General features: G+C 39.4%; 19 protein-coding genes. All 19 read right to left on the bottom strand.

The genetic code is table 11. The features are described 5' to 3' along the window. Positions 1-45: 45 nt before the first annotated feature. The 19 genes from IGL13_RS11485 to IGL13_RS11575 all read right to left on the bottom strand — a co-directional run bounded on the left by IGL13_RS11485 (position 46) and on the right by IGL13_RS11575 (position 21,217). Positions 46-1,413 carry a PTS ascorbate transporter subunit IIC gene (locus tag IGL13_RS11485; RefSeq protein WP_002355097.1) on the bottom strand — a complete coding sequence of 456 codons (1,368 nt, stop codon included), beginning with the start codon at positions 1,411-1,413 and terminating at the stop codon, positions 46-48. Between the two features lie 14 nt (positions 1,414-1,427). Further along, positions 1,428-1,727 carry a PTS sugar transporter subunit IIB gene (locus IGL13_RS11490; protein WP_002367331.1) on the bottom strand — a complete coding sequence of 100 codons (300 nt, stop codon included), beginning with the start codon at positions 1,725-1,727 and terminating at the stop codon, positions 1,428-1,430. A 1-nt stretch (position 1,728) separates the two neighbouring features. Beyond that, entirely contained in the window at positions 1,729-3,738 is a 2,010-nt protein-coding gene (locus tag IGL13_RS11495) for a BglG family transcription antiterminator (RefSeq protein ID WP_002401333.1), read from the bottom strand. A 165-nt stretch (positions 3,739-3,903) separates the two neighbouring features. Continuing rightward, on the bottom strand, positions 3,904-4,128 hold the full coding sequence (locus tag IGL13_RS11500; RefSeq protein WP_002355093.1) for a hypothetical protein: 225 nt from the start codon (positions 4,126-4,128) through the stop codon (positions 3,904-3,906). 45 nt (positions 4,129-4,173) lie between these two features. Then, complete coding sequence (locus tag IGL13_RS11505) at positions 4,174-4,575, bottom strand: LPXTG cell wall anchor domain-containing protein (protein WP_002355092.1); 402 nt, start codon at positions 4,573-4,575, stop codon at positions 4,174-4,176. Then, positions 4,556-5,689: a DUF916 and DUF3324 domain-containing protein gene (locus IGL13_RS11510; protein ID WP_002394060.1), complete on the bottom strand. Its 1,134-nt coding sequence runs from the start codon at positions 5,687-5,689 to the stop codon at positions 4,556-4,558. The genes IGL13_RS11505 and IGL13_RS11510 overlap by 20 nt, the downstream gene beginning before the upstream one ends. An 87-nt stretch (positions 5,690-5,776) precedes the next feature. Beyond that, on the bottom strand, positions 5,777-6,466 hold the full coding sequence (locus tag IGL13_RS11515; protein WP_002365278.1) for a WxL domain-containing protein: 690 nt from the start codon (positions 6,464-6,466) through the stop codon (positions 5,777-5,779). 425 nt (positions 6,467-6,891) lie between these two features. Then, entirely contained in the window at positions 6,892-7,863 is a 972-nt protein-coding gene (locus IGL13_RS11520; protein WP_002378752.1) for a dimethylarginine dimethylaminohydrolase family protein, read from the bottom strand. Between the two features lie 111 nt (positions 7,864-7,974). Continuing rightward, a complete protein-coding gene (locus tag IGL13_RS11525; protein ID WP_002381148.1) occupies positions 7,975-9,420 on the bottom strand; it encodes an alkaline phosphatase in 1,446 nt (481 codons plus the stop codon). 87 nt (positions 9,421-9,507) lie between these two features. Continuing rightward, positions 9,508-11,421, bottom strand: coding sequence for an endonuclease MutS2 (locus IGL13_RS11530; RefSeq protein WP_002378753.1), 1,914 nt, complete (start codon positions 11,419-11,421; stop codon positions 9,508-9,510). 346 nt (positions 11,422-11,767) lie between these two features. After that, positions 11,768-12,511, bottom strand: coding sequence for a 2-dehydro-3-deoxy-phosphogluconate aldolase (gene dagF / locus IGL13_RS11535; RefSeq protein ID WP_002378754.1), 744 nt, complete (start codon positions 12,509-12,511; stop codon positions 11,768-11,770). 3 nt (positions 12,512-12,514) lie between these two features. Next, entirely contained in the window at positions 12,515-13,618 is a 1,104-nt protein-coding gene (locus IGL13_RS11540; RefSeq protein WP_002378755.1) for a DgaE family pyridoxal phosphate-dependent ammonia lyase, read from the bottom strand. Between the two features lie 11 nt (positions 13,619-13,629). Next, positions 13,630-14,481 (bottom strand): PTS system mannose/fructose/sorbose family transporter subunit IID, encoded by an 852-nt coding sequence (locus IGL13_RS11545; RefSeq protein WP_002359140.1) that lies wholly within the window; start codon positions 14,479-14,481, stop codon positions 13,630-13,632. Further along, positions 14,481-15,230, bottom strand: coding sequence for a PTS mannose/fructose/sorbose/N-acetylgalactosamine transporter subunit IIC (locus IGL13_RS11550; RefSeq protein ID WP_002355079.1), 750 nt, complete (start codon positions 15,228-15,230; stop codon positions 14,481-14,483). Before IGL13_RS11550 ends, IGL13_RS11545 begins: the two co-directional genes overlap by 1 nt. A gap of 23 nt (positions 15,231-15,253) precedes the next feature. After that, positions 15,254-15,748: a PTS system mannose/fructose/N-acetylgalactosamine-transporter subunit IIB gene (locus tag IGL13_RS11555; RefSeq protein WP_002355078.1), complete on the bottom strand. Its 495-nt coding sequence runs from the start codon at positions 15,746-15,748 to the stop codon at positions 15,254-15,256. A 19-nt stretch (positions 15,749-15,767) separates the two neighbouring features. Then, entirely contained in the window at positions 15,768-16,169 is a 402-nt protein-coding gene (locus IGL13_RS11560; RefSeq protein WP_002365282.1) for a PTS sugar transporter subunit IIA, read from the bottom strand. 71 nt (positions 16,170-16,240) lie between these two features. Further along, the gene (locus tag IGL13_RS11565; RefSeq protein WP_002378756.1) at positions 16,241-19,054 is read right to left on the bottom strand and encodes a sigma 54-interacting transcriptional regulator; all 2,814 of its coding nucleotides are present in this window, start codon (positions 19,052-19,054) and stop codon (positions 16,241-16,243) included. Between the two features lie 121 nt (positions 19,055-19,175). After that, entirely contained in the window at positions 19,176-19,703 is a 528-nt protein-coding gene (locus IGL13_RS11570) for a histidine phosphatase family protein (protein WP_002359138.1), read from the bottom strand. A gap of 65 nt (positions 19,704-19,768) precedes the next feature. After that, positions 19,769-21,217, bottom strand: a complete 1,449-nt coding sequence (locus tag IGL13_RS11575; protein ID WP_002378757.1) for an amidase — start codon at positions 21,215-21,217, stop codon at positions 19,769-19,771. Positions 21,218-21,312: the final 95 nt, after the last annotated feature.

Raw genomic sequence — 21,312 nt, forward strand, 5'->3', positions numbered from 1 at the left:
AGTCAAAACGACTTCTGTCCCACTTGCCTTTTTAGAACAAAACACTTAGTTTTCTTCGGCGACTTTTTTCTCCCGCATAGTCAAAACAGCGCTAGCCAAAAGAACAACCACTACAAAAGCAATGATTCCTCCTACTAAAAGACTCGGACCTGCCTCACCTAATTTGCCTAAAAATAGGCCTGGGATTAAATAATCTGTATCCGCAAACGTTGAGGATGCTAACTGTAGATCACCCAAGACTGGTAAAATGAATAACGGTAACCAACTAATTAATAAGCCATTAAACGCAGCCCCTAAAATCGCTCCCCGACGTCCCCCTGTGGAATTTCCAAAAACGCCTGCCGCGGCACCACAGAAAAAGTGCCCGACAACGCCTGGTATAATCACGGTGGTATTCAGACCAACCATCGCTAACATTGAAATAGTTCCCACAATAAAGCTCACAAAGAACCCAATCAAGACAGCATTTGGCGCATAAGGAAAGATAATGGGAACATCAAGTGCTGGTTTAGAATTAGGCACTAATTTTTTAGCAATTCCTTGGAAAGCTGGCACAATTTCTCCTAAAACCATCCGCACACCCTGTAAAACCACTACGAAACCAGCCGTAAAGGTTCCTGCTTGAATTAATGAAAAGATGATCGCATTTTCGCCATTGCTTAACTCATGCTCGACATAGCCTGTCCCAGCCAGCAAAGCCAAAATCACATAGACAATCGACATCAAAATCATAATTGAGATGGTTGAGTCTCTTAAAAAACCAAAACTTTTAGGAATTTTAATATCTTCCGTTGACTTTTCTTTATTCCCAAAGACTTTTCCAATAAAGCCACTTGCCGCATAACCAATATTCCCTGTATGCCCCATTGCTACTTTATCATTTCCAGTAATTTGTTTCATAAAGGGCTGACAAAGAGCAGGTGTCACTGTTAATAAAGTTCCTTCAAATAAACCACCTAAAAGAATCATTGGCAAACTAACGCTAAAACCGGCCCCCACTAAAATAACGGCTGTCAAACACGAAACGTACATCATCGCTTGACCTGTCAAAAAGATATATTTAAAACGTGTAAAACGCGCCAACAGAATATTAACAACCATGCCCACCAACATAATCAGAGCAGTTGGTGTCCCATATTGTTGCAAGGCAATCGCTACAACTGCTTCATTACTAGGCACCACGCCTTGTGTATTTAACGCGGTTTGGAACATCTCCGCAAAGGGCGTTAACGAATTCGCTAATAGCCCTGCGCCACCAATTAAAACTAAAAAGCCGACGAATGTTTTCAACGTTCCTTGAACAACATCAGAAAATTTCTTTTTCTGTAAAACTAATCCCAACAAAGCAATTAATGAAACCAGAATCGCTGGCTGGCTAACAATTGAAACAAATAAATTCAATAAAGTTTCCATGTTTTTCCTCCTTCTTATTGATGTGCAATGCCATTGTCATCTAAAACTTTCAAGACTTTCTCCTTCGTTTCATCGTAATCAATAATCGCATTTAAAGGAATGATTTTTTCAGCAGGAATTGACCCTAAAGCATCTTGCAATGTTTTTTCGACAAAGAAGTAATCAGCCATATCGCCACTGGCACTCCCGACATCTGTGTGATCAATTTGAAAATTATCTGTATCAACACCGACTTCCTCTAAAATTTGTTGGATATTCATTTGCACCATAAAACTTGTTCCTAAACCACTTTGACAAACTGTAAAAATCTTCATCTTATTTCTCTCCTTCTTGGATAATTGATAGTATTTCTGGGACGGTTTCAGCCGCCACTAAGCGATGTAATGATTCTTTTTTTGATAGAATTTTTGTCAGACTAGATAAGGCCCGTAAATGTGTTTCGTTATCTGAAGCAGCTAAACAAATAAAAAGGTGAATTTCATGCTTAGGATCTTCTAATAAATCGACACTTTTTTGGATTTTTAGTAATGACATACCTAACTGATTAACGCCATCTTCTGGTCGCGCATGAGGCAATGCTACGTCTGGACAAATATGGATAAATGGCCCAAACGATTCGACTTTTTGAATCATCGCATCAATGTACTTTTCCGTAATACTGCCATTTTTTAATAACGGCTTGGCAGCTTCTGTAATTCCCGCTCGCCAGTCTGCAACTTCAGGCAGGACTTGGACTGTTTCTGTTGTTAATAATTCCGATAACATTGGACGCAGATCCTCCTCTTTTTCTAAAATTTTGTTCATTTTACGATGCAAGACACGATATAACTGCGCTTCTGTGACTCCTTTTTTTAAGGAAATGTAAGGTTTTAACGCATCTAAAATATCTTTAACATCTGGCATGGAAATACCTGGCAATAGCCAATCTGATTGAACTTGGTGCATCAATTGATTTTTCTCCAAAGAGCTCATAATGGGCTTGGTAAGATAAACCTTTTTGGCTGTTTCAATAGGGACCGTTGAGAAAATGATGTCATAGCTTTTTTCAGATACATTCTCTATTTCCCTCACCGCATTCGTTTCTTTAAATTCAATCATTGGAAATAGCCGACGCAATTCCGATTGCAAAATCAACGAAGAACTGATACCACTGGGACAAACAATTAGCGCTTTTAGCTTTTCTTGCCGCTGCTCATTTTTTTGGCCGAAAATTTCTCCACCAAATAATATGGTAAAAAAACCGATTTCCTCTGACGGGATTGACCGTTTCGTTAATTTTTCTAAAGGAGCTAACGCTTGTTCACAAAGATGATAAAGCGACCGATACGATTGTCGAATATCCTTGATTAAAACATTCGGCAAGTAAAAGCCATAGCTAATCCGAAAATAGGCAGGAACCAGATGATAATACACATTCATGAGCAATTCACGAGGCTGTTCAAATTGAACAACGGCCAACAATTCCATTTTCCGAATAATTTCACCAGAAATATCTAATAAAAACTCTAACTTCGTATCTCGCAATTCTCCTTGCAAGGCTGTCATTAAACAAATCGTGAAAAAAAGACTCTCAGTTTCTACATTCGCCACTGGCCCAACTAAATCACTTAAAATACGACGACTGACGGGATAAGCGCGTAAGGACTGAATTAACTGGTTCTCAGGCCAGACGACTGTTTTATATTTGCCTAATCTTTTTTGAGAAAAAGCAAGAAAGTAACTAATTTCATCTAATCTGCTGGGTACCAGTTGAAGCTGTGCTTCCTGGACGGCTAATTGAATGCCGTCACGCATTTTTGCGTATTGGCTCATTTGATGCTGACTGAGCCAGCAAAATAAAGCAAAGGTGCCCGACTTTTGTTGTAAGAGGCGGGCAAGCCAATTTTTCCCGAAACGACGAATCCGAAATTCATCTCCTTCTAGGTAAAACCCTCGTTTTCGTTCGTAGGATAAAGCAATGTTTTCAGTTGCTAGTTGGTGTCGTACTTTTTTGATGTCCGCTAAAATAGTGCCTTTCGAAACGTCTAAAAAATTTTGGTAATGATACACCGATAGTTCTTCGATTTCTGAATAAGTGAGCAAAAAAATAAGTGCTTGTCTTTCTGTTTCGCTATAAATCACTTGATGTTGTTGAAAAAGTTGTTTTCCCCATTCATTTGCGGAAAGGTTTGGAATGCTGACGGTATTCTGTTGAACTTCTCCGCCTATTGTCGAAAGTTGTGTCACTAATTCTCGTTGCGAAAGATCGGTTATTTGTTGAGCCAAAGAGAGCGCAATTTTTTGCCCTGCATACTCGTCAAGGAGATAACTTATTTTATAATTCACAGCTGTGTCCTCCTCCTGTAATCATCATATAATGATAGCGCTTTATTTTCTATCTAAGTTGGGTACAAATGTCTACTGTAATTTTTTGATAAATTGTACCGTTCTTTATTTTAAAGTTAACAAAAACCCGTTGCAAGTTTCTTAAAAACTTACAACGGGTTTTCTTTATGTTAATTGTGTTTGTAATGCGATATTCAGCAAGATAGCCACCGCTACCCAGCCGCCACACATCACCAGAAGCAGCCAACTAAACATTGATTGTTTTACTAAAGACTGCTTAGGCTTTGCCAGATGTACAAAATTCATGCTATTTACTAAGAACAGTAAAAATAAAGCAAAACAAAGGACGGCCAAGCCAGCACAAATCCAAATCCACATCGTAATCTCCATCTATATTCCTCCTTCTACATTAACTCTATTTATAAAAACAGCACATTATTTTTCCTTTTTCCTTTTTTTATTCAAATAATAGAAACTTGTTAGTACTACGAGTAAACATGCAATACCAAGGCTGTAAAGCCACGTGCTATTTCGTTCACCTGTCCTTGGTAATGACGTCTGTGCATTAGTCGGATTCGTTTTAGCAGTGGTTTTTCTGCTCACTTTGTCTTGTTGTTGTGACGTTTTTTTATCTTTATCAGTGACTGGTTGCTCTATTGGCTTAATGACACCTTCCGTTTTTAGTGGCTCTTTCCCTCCATAGAACGTTACACCGATATTCGTTTGCCCTACTTCTTCTGCAAAACTCTCAGAAGAAACAATTAGACTCGCAATGCCAACGGTTAAAAGTATTCCCAACGTCACCAGAAGTGACCCTTTACTTTTCATTGTCATCATAGCGTACTCCTTGTCTATTTTTCAAGGCTGCCTGTTTTTCTTGTTGTAAATAGGCTTGTTGTTTCAGTGTTGCTTTCTGTTGCGTAAAACGCCAAATAGCTAGAATTAGACTCACAATTGTTGCAACTAACAAGCCATAAAAAGCTTGATTCCACCAAGTCGGTAGGACCAATTTCACTACTGCTTCTTTATTTAATTTTTTGGCTTCTTGACTACTGATGGTAAATTCTTGCTTAAACGGCCACACTTGTTGTTCATCTTCTTTCAAGACCGCTTTTCCTTCAAAAATATAGGTTCCTGGACGAACATCTTCTTTCCCGAAATCTAAATGGAAGTTCATCGTCGAATTTGGCGCAAAACGAACACTTGGTAAAATCCGTTTGGCATATTCTTTCGTTTCGCCTTTTTTCGTTACTTTTCCTTCTAAACGTACTTCAGGAAAAATAGCGGATGTCGGATTCTGAATAACCGCTTGGACCGATTTATTTCCTAAAGCAATGGTCGGAACTAATTTAACTAATTGAAGAGTCTCTGCTAGATACATCGGTGTATCTTCTGACATTCGTAAAGCAATTGCTACATTAAATCCATATCGACTGGTTAAACCCGTTGATTTTCCTTTTTCTTCCTTTTCATCTTCTGCAAGCGAAGCATAAACACCACCCAAAACTAATCCTTGGAAACCATTCGCTGGAATTTCGACAGTCATTTTGGCTGTTACGGTTTTCTTAGCGGGAACTTTTACATGTTCCTCAGGTAATTTAATTAATGTTGTCAAGGGTACTTTTAAACTTGAATCTGGTTTTTTCTCGAAATCATTGTACACAATTAAACCATTGTCATTCGTCACAGCATTCGCCAAATTTAAATCAATCGTCAATTCTTCATCTGTTTTATTAATTAAAGATAATTCGACTTCTTGTTTCTGTCCTGGTTTTACAATGAGATCGTAGTAGGATTGCGTATTTTTCGCTTGATTCTCAGGAATATTGGGTTTAACTGTAAATTTTGTATTCATGTTGTCATCCGCTTCTTCTGCTTGTACAGCAGAAGGGATGCTTAATGCCATCACACAAATAAAAACTGTGACGATTAGCCAGCGCATTGTCTTCATTATTTGTTCCTCCTATGTATCGAAAAGGAGCCGTGCACCACTGCGCAGCTCCTTTTCTAGTAATGCAGTATTCTCGTTAGTAACTTTTTATGGCGCAGCCACTAATGTCCAAGTTACGTTACCTGTATACGCACCATTTGTAATTTGTGAACTAGGTGTTGTAATGTTTAATTTTACATTTGATAATTCAGAATCCCATGTACCTTGACCTTTACCAACTGCTGCTGTAGCAATTGATACAGCTGCTCCACCTACTGGAATAGTTGTTCCAGCAAATTCAGGACTTCCTGGATCTGCTGCAAAGGCAGCTACATCACGTGAGTATGTTTTTGCTGTTTCATCGTATTTCGCTACTGCTCCTGTTTGTGCAAAGGTAATTGAGCCTTCTAAAGTAGCAGTGCCATTTTTCATTTCAGCAACGCCGGCAGTAACTGACCAACCCGCTTGTGTTCCACGAACATCCCCAACGGCATAACGTTTTGTTTGGGTACCTGTCGCATCTAACGAAATCGCTGATAAATCAGAACTAACTTCTGTCGAAGCAAATTTGAATTCTGTTGGAACATATAACAAATCAAAATTTGTATTCGAGCCTGGTTCTGGTTCTTGTGTGCTTCCGTCATCTCCATCACCCGTACCGCCTGGTAATGAACCACTTGTCATCTCTACGTTTGCTGGTGTTGTACCAGTCGTTGTTGCATGTGCTGCTGCAGGAGCGATGCTTGCCCCTAAAATTGCCGTTCCTGCAAATAAAGTTACCAATGTTTTTTTCTTCATTTTACTCTCTCCTTTATATCTTGGTTAATTAATGAATAAAAAAGTGAAAAACTTTTCTATCTCAGTAGAACGTAAACTAAGTATAGCGAAAAAAAGACTGCTTGTGATTTCAAATTTTAAACACCTCATGCAAAAAAAATGAATTTACTATAACAGCAAGGTTCCAACGACTTTTTGTGTCTTTGAAAACGTAATTTTCAAAAAAGATATTGTTTTTTTTCACATATAAAGTAGTAATTTTATAAAAAAACAGCGAGAAAACGTCAAAACATTAGTAACAAACACTAACATTTTGACGTTTTCTCGCATTTATTAAATCGAAATTTCCTCAATATTTTTAAAAAAAATAGTGAAAACTAAAATTATATCGTTTTCATAGACAAAACGTACATTTTTTCTTACGAAAATTGATAATCACTCGCTGACTATTCTCTAATCAAAGCTTGCGTTGTACAGCGGAAGGAACCACCTAACATTCTAGAAACATGGTAATCAATTGCCTCAACTTTGATACCTTTTGCTTCTATTTGAGGAATTAAAGTTGTAAACGATTGGTCCGTTATATACGTTTCTTCGTTAAGCGGTAGACCATTTGTCACTAAATACGCTGCTTCTTGCAAAGTAACGTGAATTTTTTCCCAGTTTGCTAATTGCGCAGGAAGTCCATCCAAAAAGGCCTCTTCACAAACAATCATCAAGCCTTCTCTCAACAAGCTCAACGCACAATCTAAGTGGAGAATATGCGGATGTAACCGAACCGGCACCACTTCATAACCAAAATGACCAATCATATTGGCTAACCACTGAATTCCTGCTAGGTTACTTGCCAAGCCAGAGTAGCCCACAAAAATTGTTTTTCCTAGAACTAAAACATCGCCGCCTTCAATAAAGGGACCTGCTTCACTTAAAGCCCCTTCAGAAATGTCAGGTTGTGGCGCAGCAAAATAATAGCCTTCTGCTTCTTGTGTCCACTGCTGAATAATCGGACGAATTGGTAAAATTTCTTGTCGACGGTGTTGAAATCTTAAGTTTCCTTCTATTAAGAGATTGCCAATTGTAAAAAAAGGGTCTCGTGAAAAGAAGTTACTATATCCTACGCCCAATTCCTTGCCATGTTCTTTTTCATAGGTTGTCAATAAACGTGGACGAAATACTTCTACGCCATAAGATTCTAATACTCCTTGCATGATTTCTTTTTCTTTTTCCCAACGCACTTGTTGTTCTGGTGCAAAGTCTGCTAAATCACGCCCTTCATTATTCTGTGTTAAACGGGCATTTTCCTCTGTTAAAAAAGTCGTATCCGCTTCATCAAATTTATCTGGTAAACAAAATTGCGATTGTGCTAAAACAACTGAACGCAACGGTGCAAATTCACTTTCAACATGCATTTTTTTCATTATTTGACCTCACTTTTATCTGGTTACCTTCATTATAACAGAGATAAAATTTTTATGCCTTCAATGAAGAAAAAGCAGAACTTCTATACGTTCTGCTTTTTCTTCATTTTGTTATTTACCAATACCTTTATCTTTAATCTCAGCTTTTTGCCCGGTGCCATCTACTAAGCCAAAAATAATCTTCGCTTGGTCTGTATTATCAATTTGTCCTGAAAAAGCTTCTGCTTGTGGGCCATAAGCATAGACATTTACATCTTCTCCTGTGTGTCCGCCAGTAGTCCAACCAGTATTCGAACGTTCATCAAAAATCTTTCTTAATGCCTGAGCGATTTTTTCAACATCTTTTGACTCCGCCGCTGTTTTCACTGCTTTCAATTCAGCCTCACTTAATTGAAAATCAATATACTCAGTCACTGTTTTTTCCACATTACCATTTTTAATAATTTCTTCTGCCATGAAATCAGGCGTGCGTTTTGCCGCATGTAAAGGCTCCGTCAACCAGTTGTATTGATCCCCTTTGCCTAAAGACAAGCCCCCTGTTGAATGATCTGCAGTTGTAACCACCAATGTTTCACCATCTTTTTTGGCAAAATCGATGGCCTTTTCAAACGCCGCTTCGAAGTCTTGCATTTCGCTCATCGCGCCAACAATATCATTGCTATGCCCGGCCCAATCAATTTGACTACCTTCAACCATTAAAAAGAAACCTTTTTCATTTTTATCTAACCGTTGAAGAGCCGCTTCTGTCATATCAGCTAATGAAGGGACTTCTTCCGTTCGGTCAATCATTTTAGGTAGCCCGCCTGGTGCAAACAAGCCTAAAATTTTGTCGTCTTGGTTCTCATTTAACGACTTTTTGTCTGTGACATGACCATAACCCGCTTGGGAAAATTCTTTGACTAAATCACGATCTTTCCGCGCAAATAATTCGGAGCCGCCGCCAAGTAACACATCGACTTTGTGTTGTCCGTCGATTTGATCATCAAAATAGTCATCGGCGATTTCTGCCATATTTTTGCGTGAAACATTATGTGCGCCATATGCAGCAGGGGTTGCATGTGTTATTTCAGATGTTGCTACAAGACCCGTTGATTTCCCCACTTTTTTCGCACGTTCCAGCACTGTTTCTGTTTTGGACTTGTCATTATCGAGTGCAATAGCATTATTATAGGTTTTTACTCCGGCAGCCATCGCTGTCGCTGCGGAAGCTGAATCGGTGACATTCTCTTCTTCATCTTCTGGATAAGTGGCTTGCTGTCCGACCAAATAGGTATCAAAAGCTGTTTGGGGAACACGCTTGTCTGAGTGATTGGCTTTGAAATAGCGATAGCCCGTTGTATACGGATTCCCCATGCCATCTCCAATCATAAAAATAACATTTTTTACTGGTGCTTTTTCAGATTCAGTTGCCTTCGCTTCAGCAACCTCTGTTTGTTTTTCGCCGCTTTTTTGTTCAGATAAATTTGTACAACCCGCTAATGTTGTGAATGTTAATAAGGTAACCCCTAGCAAAGCTCTTTTCTTCATTTCCTTGTTTCCTCCTTCATATCTACCCATACATTGACTATAACAAGTCTTAGTTGATTTCTGATAAATAACAAGTAAACAAAGTGTTAAGTTGTTGTATTGCTTCTGTTAAGTTCCTTATTTGTCGCGTCTTGCTGCTCTTTTTTCGGCCTCTTTGCGTAATTGTTTCTGCGCTTTTTTTGAGCCGCGTTCAATATCTTTGAGTTTCTTTCGTTCATGGAAATCTGTAAATAAACTTTCTAAATCATAGTCTTGCGGATATAGATCTTGTGCTTTCGCTTGTAATTTCAACCGTCTTCGTGGTACATTTTCAATTTTATCATTCACAAATACTTGGATTTCTTGTTCACCCTCATCTGTAAAAACCAACCCAATTTGTTGTGTTTCTGTCAATAGGACACGATCACCTTTTTGATAACGGTCTGTTTCTTCTACAAACGTGGCAAAGGTCGTTTCTTTTGCTTTCAGGGGTTTAAATAGACTTCGATTAGTAGGGTATTCTTTCCGCTGAATATAATGAGCCGCCTTTTCAATGAGCTGTGGCTCCATCTTCATTTTACGTGCAATCCAAAGCGCCTGACTATCGCCAACTTCACCAATTTTCAATTGATATTTGGGCGTTAATGTTTCACGATCGAAGGCCATTGCGGCGGGCACAAAATCATCATGTTCTTGGGCAAAACGTTTAATTTCACCATAATGGGTCGTCGCAACTACCAAGGCACCCTTTTGATACATCGTTTCCATGATCGCAATCGCTAAGCCAGCTCCTTCGTTCGGCTCGGTACCACTGCCAATTTCATCTAATAAAACAAGCGTGTGTCGCTTAACATTACGCAACATTTCCGCAATATTTTTCATGTGCCCAGAAAAAGTGCTTAACGCATTTTCCAGATTTTGCTGATCACCAATATCGACAAAAATTTCATCTAATACTGGAATCTCTGTGCCCGCTTGTGCTGGAATTTGCAACCCAAATTGTGCCATGACAGTCAATAAGCCAACTGTTTTCAAGACAACCGTTTTACCACCAGCATTGGCACCTGTAATGACAAGTCCTCGATACTCTGCTCCTAAAGAAAACGTCAATGGTACTGCGTGTTCTAATAAAAGAGGGTGTTTTCCTTGAACAATGCGCAAGCGTTCTTCTTTGTTTACTTTTGGCGTAATCCCACCAATTTCGCGACTATACTTTCCTCGTGCAAAAATAATATCTAAGGTGGTCATTGTATCGACGGCTTGATCGACAAGTCGTTCTTGCTCATTAATTAACCCAGTTAGTTCCGCCAAAATTTGATATTCTTCCGCTGTTTCTTCCGCTTTTAAGAGTGTCAATTGTTCATTTAATTTACTAATTGCTACAGGTTCAATAAAGACCGTTTGTCCTTTATTGGATTGCTCAATGATTGTGCCTGAAACCTTATTTTTATAGCTAGCTTTGATTGGTACCGTGTAATGTTCCCCTTTTTTCACCATCATATTTTCTTGAATATACAGTTGATTATTTTTATTACGTAAAAATTTGGTGACTTTTGTTTCAATTTCTTGTTGGCATTCATTGATTTGACGCCGGATTTTCCGAAGTTGTCGAGAAGCATCGGTGGCAACTTTTTGATTATGGATTTTCGTATAAATTTGTTCTTCAATTGCTCTGAAATCAGCTAAGTGCTGACTGTAACTAAATAGGCGTGGTGTTTGGTATTGATTTTTTTCAAAAAACTTCTGGATTCGCTGACTACTTCTTAAAAAGTCAGCGACCTCAATCAATTCGTTTGGTGTAAGGATTAAGCCTTTTTTCACTTGTTGAAGCAAGCGGGTAATTTGGCTCAAGCCCATGAAAGGGACGTGTTGTCCGCTATCAATAATTAAGCGGGCCTCGGTTGTTTCCGTTAAGCGGGACTGCACTGTTTCTAAACGTGTTGCAGGGACCATTTTCGCCAACCGTTCTTTACTATACTCGCCAATCGCACGTGTTTGAACTTCTTTAAGAATTGTTGTAAATTGTAATTTTTGAATGGTTTCATGATTCATTTGTTTTTTCTTCCTTTCTATCACGAAAAGAATACCTGGCGCCTTTAAATAAAAACCAGTTTCTACAGAAAAAAGAGGACAGCGTTCTACCGCTGTCCTCTTTATCATTGGATAAAGGTTACTAAAGAAACCTCTTTTAAAGGAGGTATTTAGTAATTGAGATGACTGACAGGTATCACTTTCTAAGCACACCAAATAAACCTTGCTTGGTTCACTGGTTATTCAACTTATCAATTAGATACCTACGACACTCACCAAAATACCCCACATTCATTTGTTGGTTTTTATTTATTCTCCACTTGAGAGTAGCAAATCTGGCGAAGAAAGTCAACTAAAGATTGGCCCTTTACTTATTCAATGTGTTTTTCATCATGGTTAGTAACGTTTTCACGTCTTCTGTTCTAGTGTCCCCTGTTTCTTGATCAATAATTGAGCTGTAGACATGAGGAATGATTTTTTTAACGCCGGCATCCACCGCAATTTGAACAATTTCTTCAAAGTTTTCTAAATCAATGCCCCCTGTTGGCTCTAAATAAAAGTCATACTTGGCACAAGCTGCTGCTACTGCTTGGTATTCTTCTTTGTGAGCCAAGCCTTTCATCGGGAAATATTTAATGGAACTGCCTCCCATGTCTTTCAACAATTTGATGGCGGTTTCGATAGGTACTTCCGCCGCTGGCGCACCCGAGCTTAACGGACCTGTCGCAATGTTAACATAGCCAACTTTGCCTGTGGGTGAAACCAAGCCATTAATCACTGTTTCGTCTTGACGAAGTAAGGCCCGCGAAGCGCCGACACCTGTGAAGACTTGGTTCACGTGTTGCGGTTGTAGAACTTCTGATAAGCGAGCCACCATTTGACTTTGATTAGGATCGCCAGCCCCTAAGCCGACAGATAAAGCGTTGTTGGTTGCTGCTTGGTATTTTTTCATATCGTCAATGGCTGCTTCATCGGTTTCATAGTTTTTTGAAAGGATGCCTAACACAACATGCCCTTCTGCTGCTTCATAACAGGCTTGGGCATTTTCTACTGAATTGGCTAAGACGTTTAAACAAATGCGTTCTTCTAAATAATTAGGTTTTAATGACATGGCTTATTTCTCCTTTGTGTCCATAATTTCTTGTAATCGTTGCACGATTTTGTTCATTTCTTCTTGATTGACAGAACGAATGTCAAATTCAATGATGCCATTGTTGGCTTGATATTCTCGCGTATAAATGGCTGGACTTTCTGCTTTTAATGCTTGGATGACTTCCTTAGCGGTTTTTCTGCCGTCCACTTTGACACTGGCGCGATAAATGTCTCGGCCAGCGCCATCTTGGACGATTTTGGCGGTTAAATCTGACAAGTTGTTGATAGCTTCAACAAACGGTTTTAAACGCTCTTGCATCGAAGCCCCTGATTCACTGCCATGCGCCAAATATTCTTCCACTGCTTGCGTAAAGCCCAAGATATTGTCTTTGCCAATTTTCATTGCTCGACCAATGCCTTTACCTTGTAGGCGCACCCAGTCAATGTATTCTTTTTTCCCGACCACTAAACCGGCACTTGGCCCTTCAATGGCTTTGGCGCCGCTGTAAATCACCAAATCAGCGCCTGCTTCGGTGTATTTAAAAAGATCTTCTTCTGCTGCCGCGTCAACAATTAGCGGCACCTTGTGGCGTTGCGCCACTTTGGCCGCTTCGGCCACCGTCAGCATACTTTTTTGCACGGTATGATGGCTTTTGATGTATAGAATGGCCGCTGTTTTTTCAGAAATCATCATTTCCACGTGTTCTGGACTGCACATGTTGGCGTAGCCAGCTTCCACCACTTGGCCGCCGCCTTGCGCTACCATAACTTCTACAGGCGTGCCGTAGTCCACGTTGTGCCCTTTAGGTAAAACAATCTCTCGCTGTTCAATTTTTTCTGTATAAGGATGATACGCGTGGTACAAGCTGCCTTTTCCAATCAAGGCAGCCACCGATTGGGCAATCCCCGCCGAAGCCGAGGAAACGATTTGGGCATCTTCTGCCTTCAACAAGTTGGCTAAAAAGGCCCCTGTTTGCACACTAAGTTCACTCATTTCAAAGAAATGTTCGCCGCCGAATCGTTGAGCCGCGAGGACTGCCTCCGAAACTTTGGAGACACCTAGAATGGTCATTTTGCCAGAAGCATTAATGACTTCTTTTAAGTGGAATTTTTCGTAACTATTCATTATTTTCTCCTTTATAACAAACCAAAGAATGAAGTGACCAAACTAACTAAGACAATCGTGCCGATAATGATACCGTAACGTGGGCCTTTTTTTACCATGAAGAAATAAATAGCCATGACTGCTGCTAAAGGAAGTAACCCTTTCATAATTTGATCTAGAATATCTTGTAAAACAATCGTGGCACCGCCAGTAACTTTAAACGTCATCGGGCTAGCAATTTTAACATAACTCGCACTTAAAGCGCCCATCATCATCATTCCTAAAACATTTGCTGAATAAATGACTTGCTTAATTTTGCCGTCTTTTAACAAACTTAAGATTGAATTACGCCCTAATGTATAGGACTTATTCACTAACGTCCAACTGATGTATAATGTAATGGCTGTGTACAGAACCAACGGACCGATACTTCCAATCACGTTACCTCCTTTAGCCATTGGAATAAAAATGGAAATGATTAACGGCATTAATGCTGCCCAAATAATCGAATCGCCAATCCCAGCCAGCGGACCCATCAACCCAGTTTTAATCGATGTGATCGCCGTATCAGAGATCGCTGCACCATTGGATTTTTCTTCCTCCATAGCAATTGCAATCCCTTGAATGGAAGCCCCTACTGTTCCTTCAGTATTAAAAAAATTCAAATGACGTTTCAGAGCTTCTCTTTGTTGTTCTTCATCGTCTGCGTAAAGTTTTTTAATTGCTGGAATCATCGATGCACAAAAAACTAAACTTTGAAGACGTTCATAAGAATTTGATAATTCACAGCCTAGTTGATAAATCCAAAAGGCTTTGGATAATTCTTTTTTAGTAATTTTTTTCTGTTCCAATTGTTGTTCATTTGCTTGTGTCATTTGTTCCATTATGCTGCCTCCTCACTCAATGCCTTGTTTCTAACTAAAAAGGCAATACAGATTCCTAAAATAGCGACGGCCATAACTTCTGCGCCAAAATATACTACTGCAACAAAACCAATTAAAAAATAAGGAATCAAATTTTTCTTGCCAATTACCATAATTGTTAAGGCGAAGCCTAACGCTGGTAAAATACCACCCATTACTTCAAAGCCGTGCATCAACCATGCTGGGATAACTTCTAAGACTTTATTCACCACGGATTGACCAAAAAAGTTCGCCGCAAAAACCAACGGAAAGCGAATTAAAAATCCCGCTAAAGCTGGATAAACAAACGCAGCTCGGTAAATCCCCCCATAATTTAACTCTTCTGCATATTTATCAGCCATATGCACCCAAGTCGCATTGATGGTCCGCCGTAATTGATCCATAAAGACGCCTAACACACCAAAAGGAACAGCTAGTGCAACAGCCGCCTCGGCATTCATTCCCACACCTAAAGCAATCGGAATCGCGATTGCTGAAGCTAAAGCCGGATCACTAGGCACATTGCCGCCCGGTGTGGAGGTGACTCCTAGATAAACAAGTTGAATCCCCGCCCCCACAACCATTGCTTCACTAAGTTTTCCTGTTGCTAAACCAGCCACCAACGCTGCACCTAATGGCTGAGACAGCATGCCTGAAAATGTGTACCCAAAACGCAAACGTGCAAACCAATAATAAAGTCCCATAATAATTGAAACACCTAAAACGCCCATATGATTCTCTCCTTTTTCTCTGATTATAGTGATTGATATTTTTCAATTAATTTTTGAATTGGTAGGGGATTTTCTTCGGGAATCGCTTGGAAGAAAACATGGATGCCCTTCGTTAAAAGTTCAGTCAAAATTGCAACATCTTCTTCAGATAAATTGATATTTTTTAAAACATTTTTCCGATTTGGTCCGCCACCTAAGCCACCAACTTGAATCTCCTCTTTAATAATTTCTTGGTCCACCATCGCTTTTAAGGTCGTTAAATCTGGCACTAAAAATAACACCTTTTTCTCTTCCTTTTCTTGCGATTCCCAATATTCTTTGGCACTTTCAATCCCTTTAATTACTACAGAAACCCCTGGAGGCGCCGCCATTAAATAAATACTTTGTAAAAATTCATCTTGCTCTAGTTCATCACTCACTACCAAAATTTCATTTGCACCTGATTGTTGTAACCATTTAGTCACTACTTGTCCATGGATTAAACGGCTATCGACTCTTGTTAATACGATTTTTGACATTCTGTTCACCTGTACTTTCTTATTTTGGAATTTCTAAAATTTGACAACTGTCTACTGCTGCTTGTTGAATCATCTCTGCATCTTGTAAACGAAACCCAGGACCACTTTGTTTCATGACGGATTCTAATAATAACGATGTGCATAATCCTGACACAATCAGGAGGTCATAATCTTTTGATAAACGTAATGCAACGTTACTAGGTGTGCCGCCTTTAACATCTGTTAAAATTAGCAACTGGTTGTGCCACGTTAATTGGTCAATTTTTTCTGTGACTCGTTCTAAATAATCCCCCAGTGAATCCTCTGCTTGTAATGCAACTTCATGTACATTTGTGACTTCTCCAACAATCATCTGGACGCTTTTGACTAATTCCAAGCCCCAACCATTGTGTGTTAAAAGTAAAATTGGTTCATTTTCCATAAACAAACTCCTTTGCTAATTAATCATTTTATTAAAAGCAATAAGTGTGCCAACTTTCATTTCCGTTTGAATTAAGCCTTTTCAAAGAGCAATTCATAAATATAGCGCACTTCCAAAGGTGGAATCAACAGATTATAGGACACTTCAAGCGGTCGAAACGCCATTTTTATGACAGATACAGCTTCTGGCAACTCTCGATATGACACTTCATAAGCTGTCGGGTCATATTCTGGATTCAACAATTGCCGTTCTAACATACAAGCACAATGAATGATAAAACGAAGTAAAATCTTTTCGTCACTTTTTATTTTAGTTTGCAAGCAAATGTCTGAATAAATCTTAGCTAATTCGATTGAAATGGTTGTAGGATTCAAAACCGTTAGTAAGTCTGTAATAGCTTCGATTGATAATCCTTGAATATATTTAGCTGAAACTTTTTTTAGTAACTCTTGGTTTTGTTTTTCTTCTAAATGATGGCCTAATAATTCGAAAACTAGCTGAATGCCCCGCTTCGATAGTAAATCTTGTAAAGAAATAAACGGAATATCTGGCACTTCTGTCTTTACGGTGCCAATGATGCCAACGATTTTCTCTTCTTTCCGAACAAAAGAATGCAAGCGATCAATGTCTTCCACTTCTCTTTTCTCTAAAGTAATGATGCGTACATTCGTTAGTAATTCATTGGGAAAAGTTTTTAGTAACAACTGTTCAATTTTAATAGCAGTCCCCATGCCAGTTAGACAGGAAATAATGAGAACTTTTGCCTCGTTGAAGCGACCTTTACTGCAAATCAAGGCGCGATGATTTTTTTCTTTTAAGACTGGTAATAGATACTCAAATGCCGTCGATTCATAAATGACTTCTCGGGCCACTTCTAGCAATGTTAAGAGATTGATATTGCTAATTAGCAGCACTTCCATTTGAAACGTTTGACTGATAGCATTACCAAAGTAAACCAGGGAACCGATGTCCACCATTAAAATAATTTTTTTATACTGATTTTGCTTTACAATTGCACGGACTTTTTCTAATGTTTCTTCCACTGATTGATTAATCGGCATATCAACTGCACGCATGACCGTTGTTGAAAACAGAAGGTTGGTGTACTCAACCATGCTACTGGCCGTCGCGGCACCATGTGCAACGACGATAACGCCACAGTTTTCTTCATCTGAGTGCGCTCTTTTTTTAGCTGTGACTTTACGAATAAATAGATCGAAAAAGAGGATTTCCGTATCAGCAAAAGAAATCCCAAACAATGTTTGTAGAAAGTCCACCATGGTCTTAGCAGCTTGATACTGGGTTACTTTGCCAGAATAGATATTTTTGGTATCTGAATAAAACGTTTCATTCATTTGTGCAGAATAAAAAACAGCAGAATAAAGGTGGACAATTAAAATATTCTGGAAATCCTCTGTCAATTTTTCTTGGATTAATTGTTCAAAAAAGACAATGGCTTCTTGAATTTTTGGCTGCAATGTTTCGTCAATGGCCTCTAAGGCTAGCGGTTCTTGAGCAAAAATGTCCATATCATAAAGTTGCTCGACTTTGTTTTGCATGATTGCTAGCGCATCCTCTGTCGAAAGAGTTAATTTTTTCAAATCCGCATATTCTTTCAATAGAAAATTATAAAAACGATCATTTTTCAGACTTTCCGATTTGAGTAACTCTTGACTGCTTAAATAAAAATGGTTGTATTGAATCGTGAGGCCATCGTTAGGTATCCACTCATTAAAAGCCAGCAGACTTTCTACATCAGGTTGCTCTTTGACTGTCCCCTCGTTTGCTTCAATGCAAATAGTTTCCGTTAATTGGTCGAACACTTCTAAATAGGCTTGTGCGCTCATAAATTGAATCGCCGCTTTCAATTCACCAACGTTGGCTTCAAAATGAGTAAACGTTAATTGTTTCAACGCCTCATAACGAATGTGGATATTCTTTTGAATCCGTTGACTTTCTTCTAAGAAAAAGGACAAAATCAATTGAATTTTTTCTTTCAAAGAGCGCTCGGCTAAAGCTGGAATGGCTAATGTCACAGGGATCCTTCTTAAAAACGTTTTCAAAAAATGTTGATTGACGGCTTCGGTTGTTGCAAAAATAAATTTTATCGATACATTTCTTTGTTTTTCGGCTTCGCCCATCCGTGTAAAATACCCTTTATCCAAAACTGTAAACAATTTTTCTTGGCCTTCGCTCGTTAATCGATGGACTTCATCTAAAAATAAAAAACCGCCATCTGCCAACTCCACTAAACCTTTTTGGTCATTGACGGCACCAGTGAAACTGCCTTTTTTATAGCCAAACAGATGCGAAGTTAATAATTCTGGATTGTTGAAATATTCTGCACAATTAAAATAAATAAACGGAACTTCTTGGTTCATTTTAACTTGATAAAATTGGTGTAATTGTTCTGCAATTAAGGTTTTCCCCACCCCAGATTCTCCAGTAAGTAAAATATTCAAGCCATTAGGCGGATATAAAATAGCGGCTTTCAACTTCTTGATGGCGTCTGCTAAGCTCCCATCAAAACCAATTACGTTCGCAAATGGATTCATTTTCAGTAGCTGCTTTTTCTTATGTATCTGTTCTGTCTGTTGATAAATGTCCTCTTGCAGCGAAGCGAGGGAATCGTAGCACGTGCTACTTTTAAAAAAAGGAAACTGTTCCTCTAAGTAGTCTTTATCAAAAAATAACACCGGTCTTGATTTAACTTTAACGACTTGGTCTTTTCTCACTAATTCTGAAAGCTCTTCACTAACAGCGGTTCGGGTATAGCCAGAGGTCTGACTTAATTGCGAAGCCGTTGCGGGCAACAAGGTTTCTTTGCTACTTGGATTTTGTACGTGAAACTGTTTTAACGCTTGATGAATATTATCAATTCTCATAGTCTTTTCCCCATTTCTTTTTTGATCCAAAAGTTAATTTATTATACATTAAAACGGAAGCGGTTTCTTATTTACCATAAAAAAAATCAAGTCTTTAACCAAAAGATTAAAGACTTGATTTTTATTCTCCGTATTGTACAAGTTGTGTATTTTCACAATGAAAGTCCAAGAAATCTTGGATTTTTTTACCATTGAAGTAGTTATCAATGACTCGCATAACCGCATTGTGGCAAACAAATAGGTAAGTTTCCTCTGAAGCCAAGGCTTCCTCAATCAGGGGATAAATTCGACCCGCAACATCTAGGACCGATTCCCCTTCTGGAAATGGCAAGGAAATCTCAGAACGATTTTCTTGGAAAGCCGTTGTTTCAATTGGTTCACCATCATAAATGCCAAAATTCATCTCAATTAAACGAGGTTCTGTTTCAATCGTCAATTGATTTCGTTCCGCAATTTTACGTGCTGTTTCTTGCGCCCGTTTTAAAGGCGACGCCAGTAAACGGTCGATTTGAATTCCTTGTTTGGCAATTTTTTCAGCTACCAATTCCGCTTGTTGATAGCCTTTTTCGGTCAATTGCGCTTCCGCATGACCACAAATTCTACGGGCCACATTATAATCTGTTTCACCATGTCTCACTACGTACAGCATTTTTCCACCTCAGTTTTTTGTCTTGTGTCTATTTTATCTGAAATTTGGTCACAATAACACCCTATTTAGCGGTAACTTTCTGGTAATTTAAATTTTCCTTCTTGCTCAAACTGTTCGCCTACTTGGAATAAGAGATCTTCACGTCCACGTGCAGCCAGCAATTGAATGCCTAAGGGTAACCCCGTTGCCGTAACATGTGTGGGCAAGCTGATAGCTGGTTGTCCTGTCAAGTTCGCTAGTTGAGTATACGGTGTTAGCTGTAAACTTTTATCAAAATAATCATAGATTAATTCAGCTAGCTCTGCTTCTGTTAATTCTGCTGCTTGCTCCATTCGTTGACGAATGTGCTCACTTTGCAAATCTTCGTTAATTTTTGGTGCTGAAAAAGCCGTTGTTGGTGATAAAAACAGATCAAATTTTTGAAAAAGTTCTTCCATCGTTACTGCTGCTTGATCCCACAACTGTAATGAATGAACATAGGTGGCTGCTGGAATCTTTTGGCCAAATTGATGCATGGTCCATGAAAAAGGTTCGATTTCTTCTTTACGAATTGGGCGCCCGAGCCCCTGTTGAATGCTATTCATCATCGCTGTAGTTTCTGCGCCGTTCATTTGATAATAGGAGCGAATCAGCGCTGCACCATCGACTGGATAAGGAATCTCAATGATTTCATGGCCAGCGGCTGCCAGAAAATCAGCCGCTTGTTTCGCCGCTTGTGTTGCTTCTGGCGAAATCATTGAGCCGATAGGCGAAGCGGTACACAGAGCAATTTTTAGCCGTTGTTTTTTAGGGTGTGTTTGCCATTCTGCCAAGGGCGCTTGGTAGGGGGCGCCACTGTGGCTACCACGTAGGCCATAAAATAACGCTTTGGTGTCTCTCATAGAAATAGTCAACGCAAAGTCAATCGAGGCACCTTGCCAGCCTCGCCAGCCTTCTGGGCCGACAGGCATGGAGCCACGGCTAGGTTTTAAGCCAATTAAGCCACTAAAAGAGGCGGGAATTCGGATGGAGCCACCGCCATCGCTAGCGCCGGCTATAGGAACAATCCCGCTAGCGACAACTGCGGCAGCGCCGCCACTGGAACCGCCTGGCGAATGTTCCAGGTTCCAAGGATTGCGGGCTGGCCCGTAAAGCGCAGGATCCGTAATATTTTTAAAGCCAAACTCTGGGGCGTTGGTTTGTCCTAAAGGCATCAAGCCAATCGTTTCTGCTTGTTTGACAAAGTTAGAAGTCGTTGTTGCAGTACTATTTTTAAAAAGTTGCGAGCCAGCCGTTGCTGACCACCCCGCTTTTTCTTGGCCTAACATTTTCAAAGGAAATGGCAAACCAGCAAATAGTGTGTCCTGCTGTTTATTTTTTTGATAAGTTGCTTCTGCTTTTTGGCTGTCAAAGGTTACAAAGCCATTGATCTTTGGATTTAACTTTTGGACTTTTTTCTCAATATCCTTTAAGAGTTCTGTGTGACTTACTTTCTGTTCTTTTAATTGTTGTACCCAATATAGTCCGTCTTTCATACAGACCCACCTCCTATACTATTCCTTATTAGTATAGCATGGTTTTTAGGGGTCATCCTGTGATGGTGATTTTCATTCGTCAAGAGTTTCTTTAT

The organism is Enterococcus sp. DIV1937, assembly GCF_050535975.1.
Classification (GTDB): domain Bacteria; phylum Bacillota; class Bacilli; order Lactobacillales; family Enterococcaceae; genus Enterococcus; species Enterococcus faecalis.

Coding starts and splice junctions, on each gene's coding strand:
- IGL13_RS11505 (WP_002355092.1), bottom strand. CDS start 4,575: ATGATGACAATGAAAAGTAAAGGGTCACTTCTGGTGACGTTGGGAATA.
- IGL13_RS11575 (WP_002378757.1), bottom strand. CDS start 21,217: ATGAAAGACGGACTATATTGGGTACAACAATTAAAAGAACAGAAAGTA.
- IGL13_RS11530 (WP_002378753.1), bottom strand. CDS start 11,421: ATGAATCATGAAACCATTCAAAAATTACAATTTACAACAATTCTTAAA.
- IGL13_RS11540 (WP_002378755.1), bottom strand. CDS start 13,618: ATGAATAGTTACGAAAAATTCCACTTAAAAGAAGTCATTAATGCTTCT.
- IGL13_RS11490 (WP_002367331.1), bottom strand. CDS start 1,727: ATGAAGATTTTTACAGTTTGTCAAAGTGGTTTAGGAACAAGTTTTATG.
- IGL13_RS11510 (WP_002394060.1), bottom strand. CDS start 5,689: ATGAAGACAATGCGCTGGCTAATCGTCACAGTTTTTATTTGTGTGATG.
- IGL13_RS11565 (WP_002378756.1), bottom strand. CDS start 19,054: ATGAGAATTGATAATATTCATCAAGCGTTAAAACAGTTTCACGTACAA.
- IGL13_RS11550 (WP_002355079.1), bottom strand. CDS start 15,230: ATGGGCGTTTTAGGTGTTTCAATTATTATGGGACTTTATTATTGGTTT.
- IGL13_RS11515 (WP_002365278.1), bottom strand. CDS start 6,466: ATGAAGAAAAAAACATTGGTAACTTTATTTGCAGGAACGGCAATTTTA.
- IGL13_RS11485 (WP_002355097.1), bottom strand. CDS start 1,413: ATGGAAACTTTATTGAATTTATTTGTTTCAATTGTTAGCCAGCCAGCG.
- IGL13_RS11555 (WP_002355078.1), bottom strand. CDS start 15,748: ATGTCAAAAATCGTATTAACAAGAGTCGATAGCCGTTTAATCCATGGA.
- IGL13_RS11545 (WP_002359140.1), bottom strand. CDS start 14,481: ATGGAACAAATGACACAAGCAAATGAACAACAATTGGAACAGAAAAAA.
- IGL13_RS11520 (WP_002378752.1), bottom strand. CDS start 7,863: ATGAAAAAAATGCATGTTGAAAGTGAATTTGCACCGTTGCGTTCAGTT.
- IGL13_RS11570 (WP_002359138.1), bottom strand. CDS start 19,703: ATGCTGTACGTAGTGAGACATGGTGAAACAGATTATAATGTGGCCCGT.
- IGL13_RS11500 (WP_002355093.1), bottom strand. CDS start 4,128: ATGGAGATTACGATGTGGATTTGGATTTGTGCTGGCTTGGCCGTCCTT.
- IGL13_RS11560 (WP_002365282.1), bottom strand. CDS start 16,169: ATGGAAAATGAACCAATTTTACTTTTAACACACAATGGTTGGGGCTTG.
- IGL13_RS11525 (WP_002381148.1), bottom strand. CDS start 9,420: ATGGGTAGATATGAAGGAGGAAACAAGGAAATGAAGAAAAGAGCTTTG.
- dagF (WP_002378754.1), bottom strand. CDS start 12,511: ATGTCATTAAAACCTAATTATTTAGAAGAACGCATTTGTTTAAACGTC.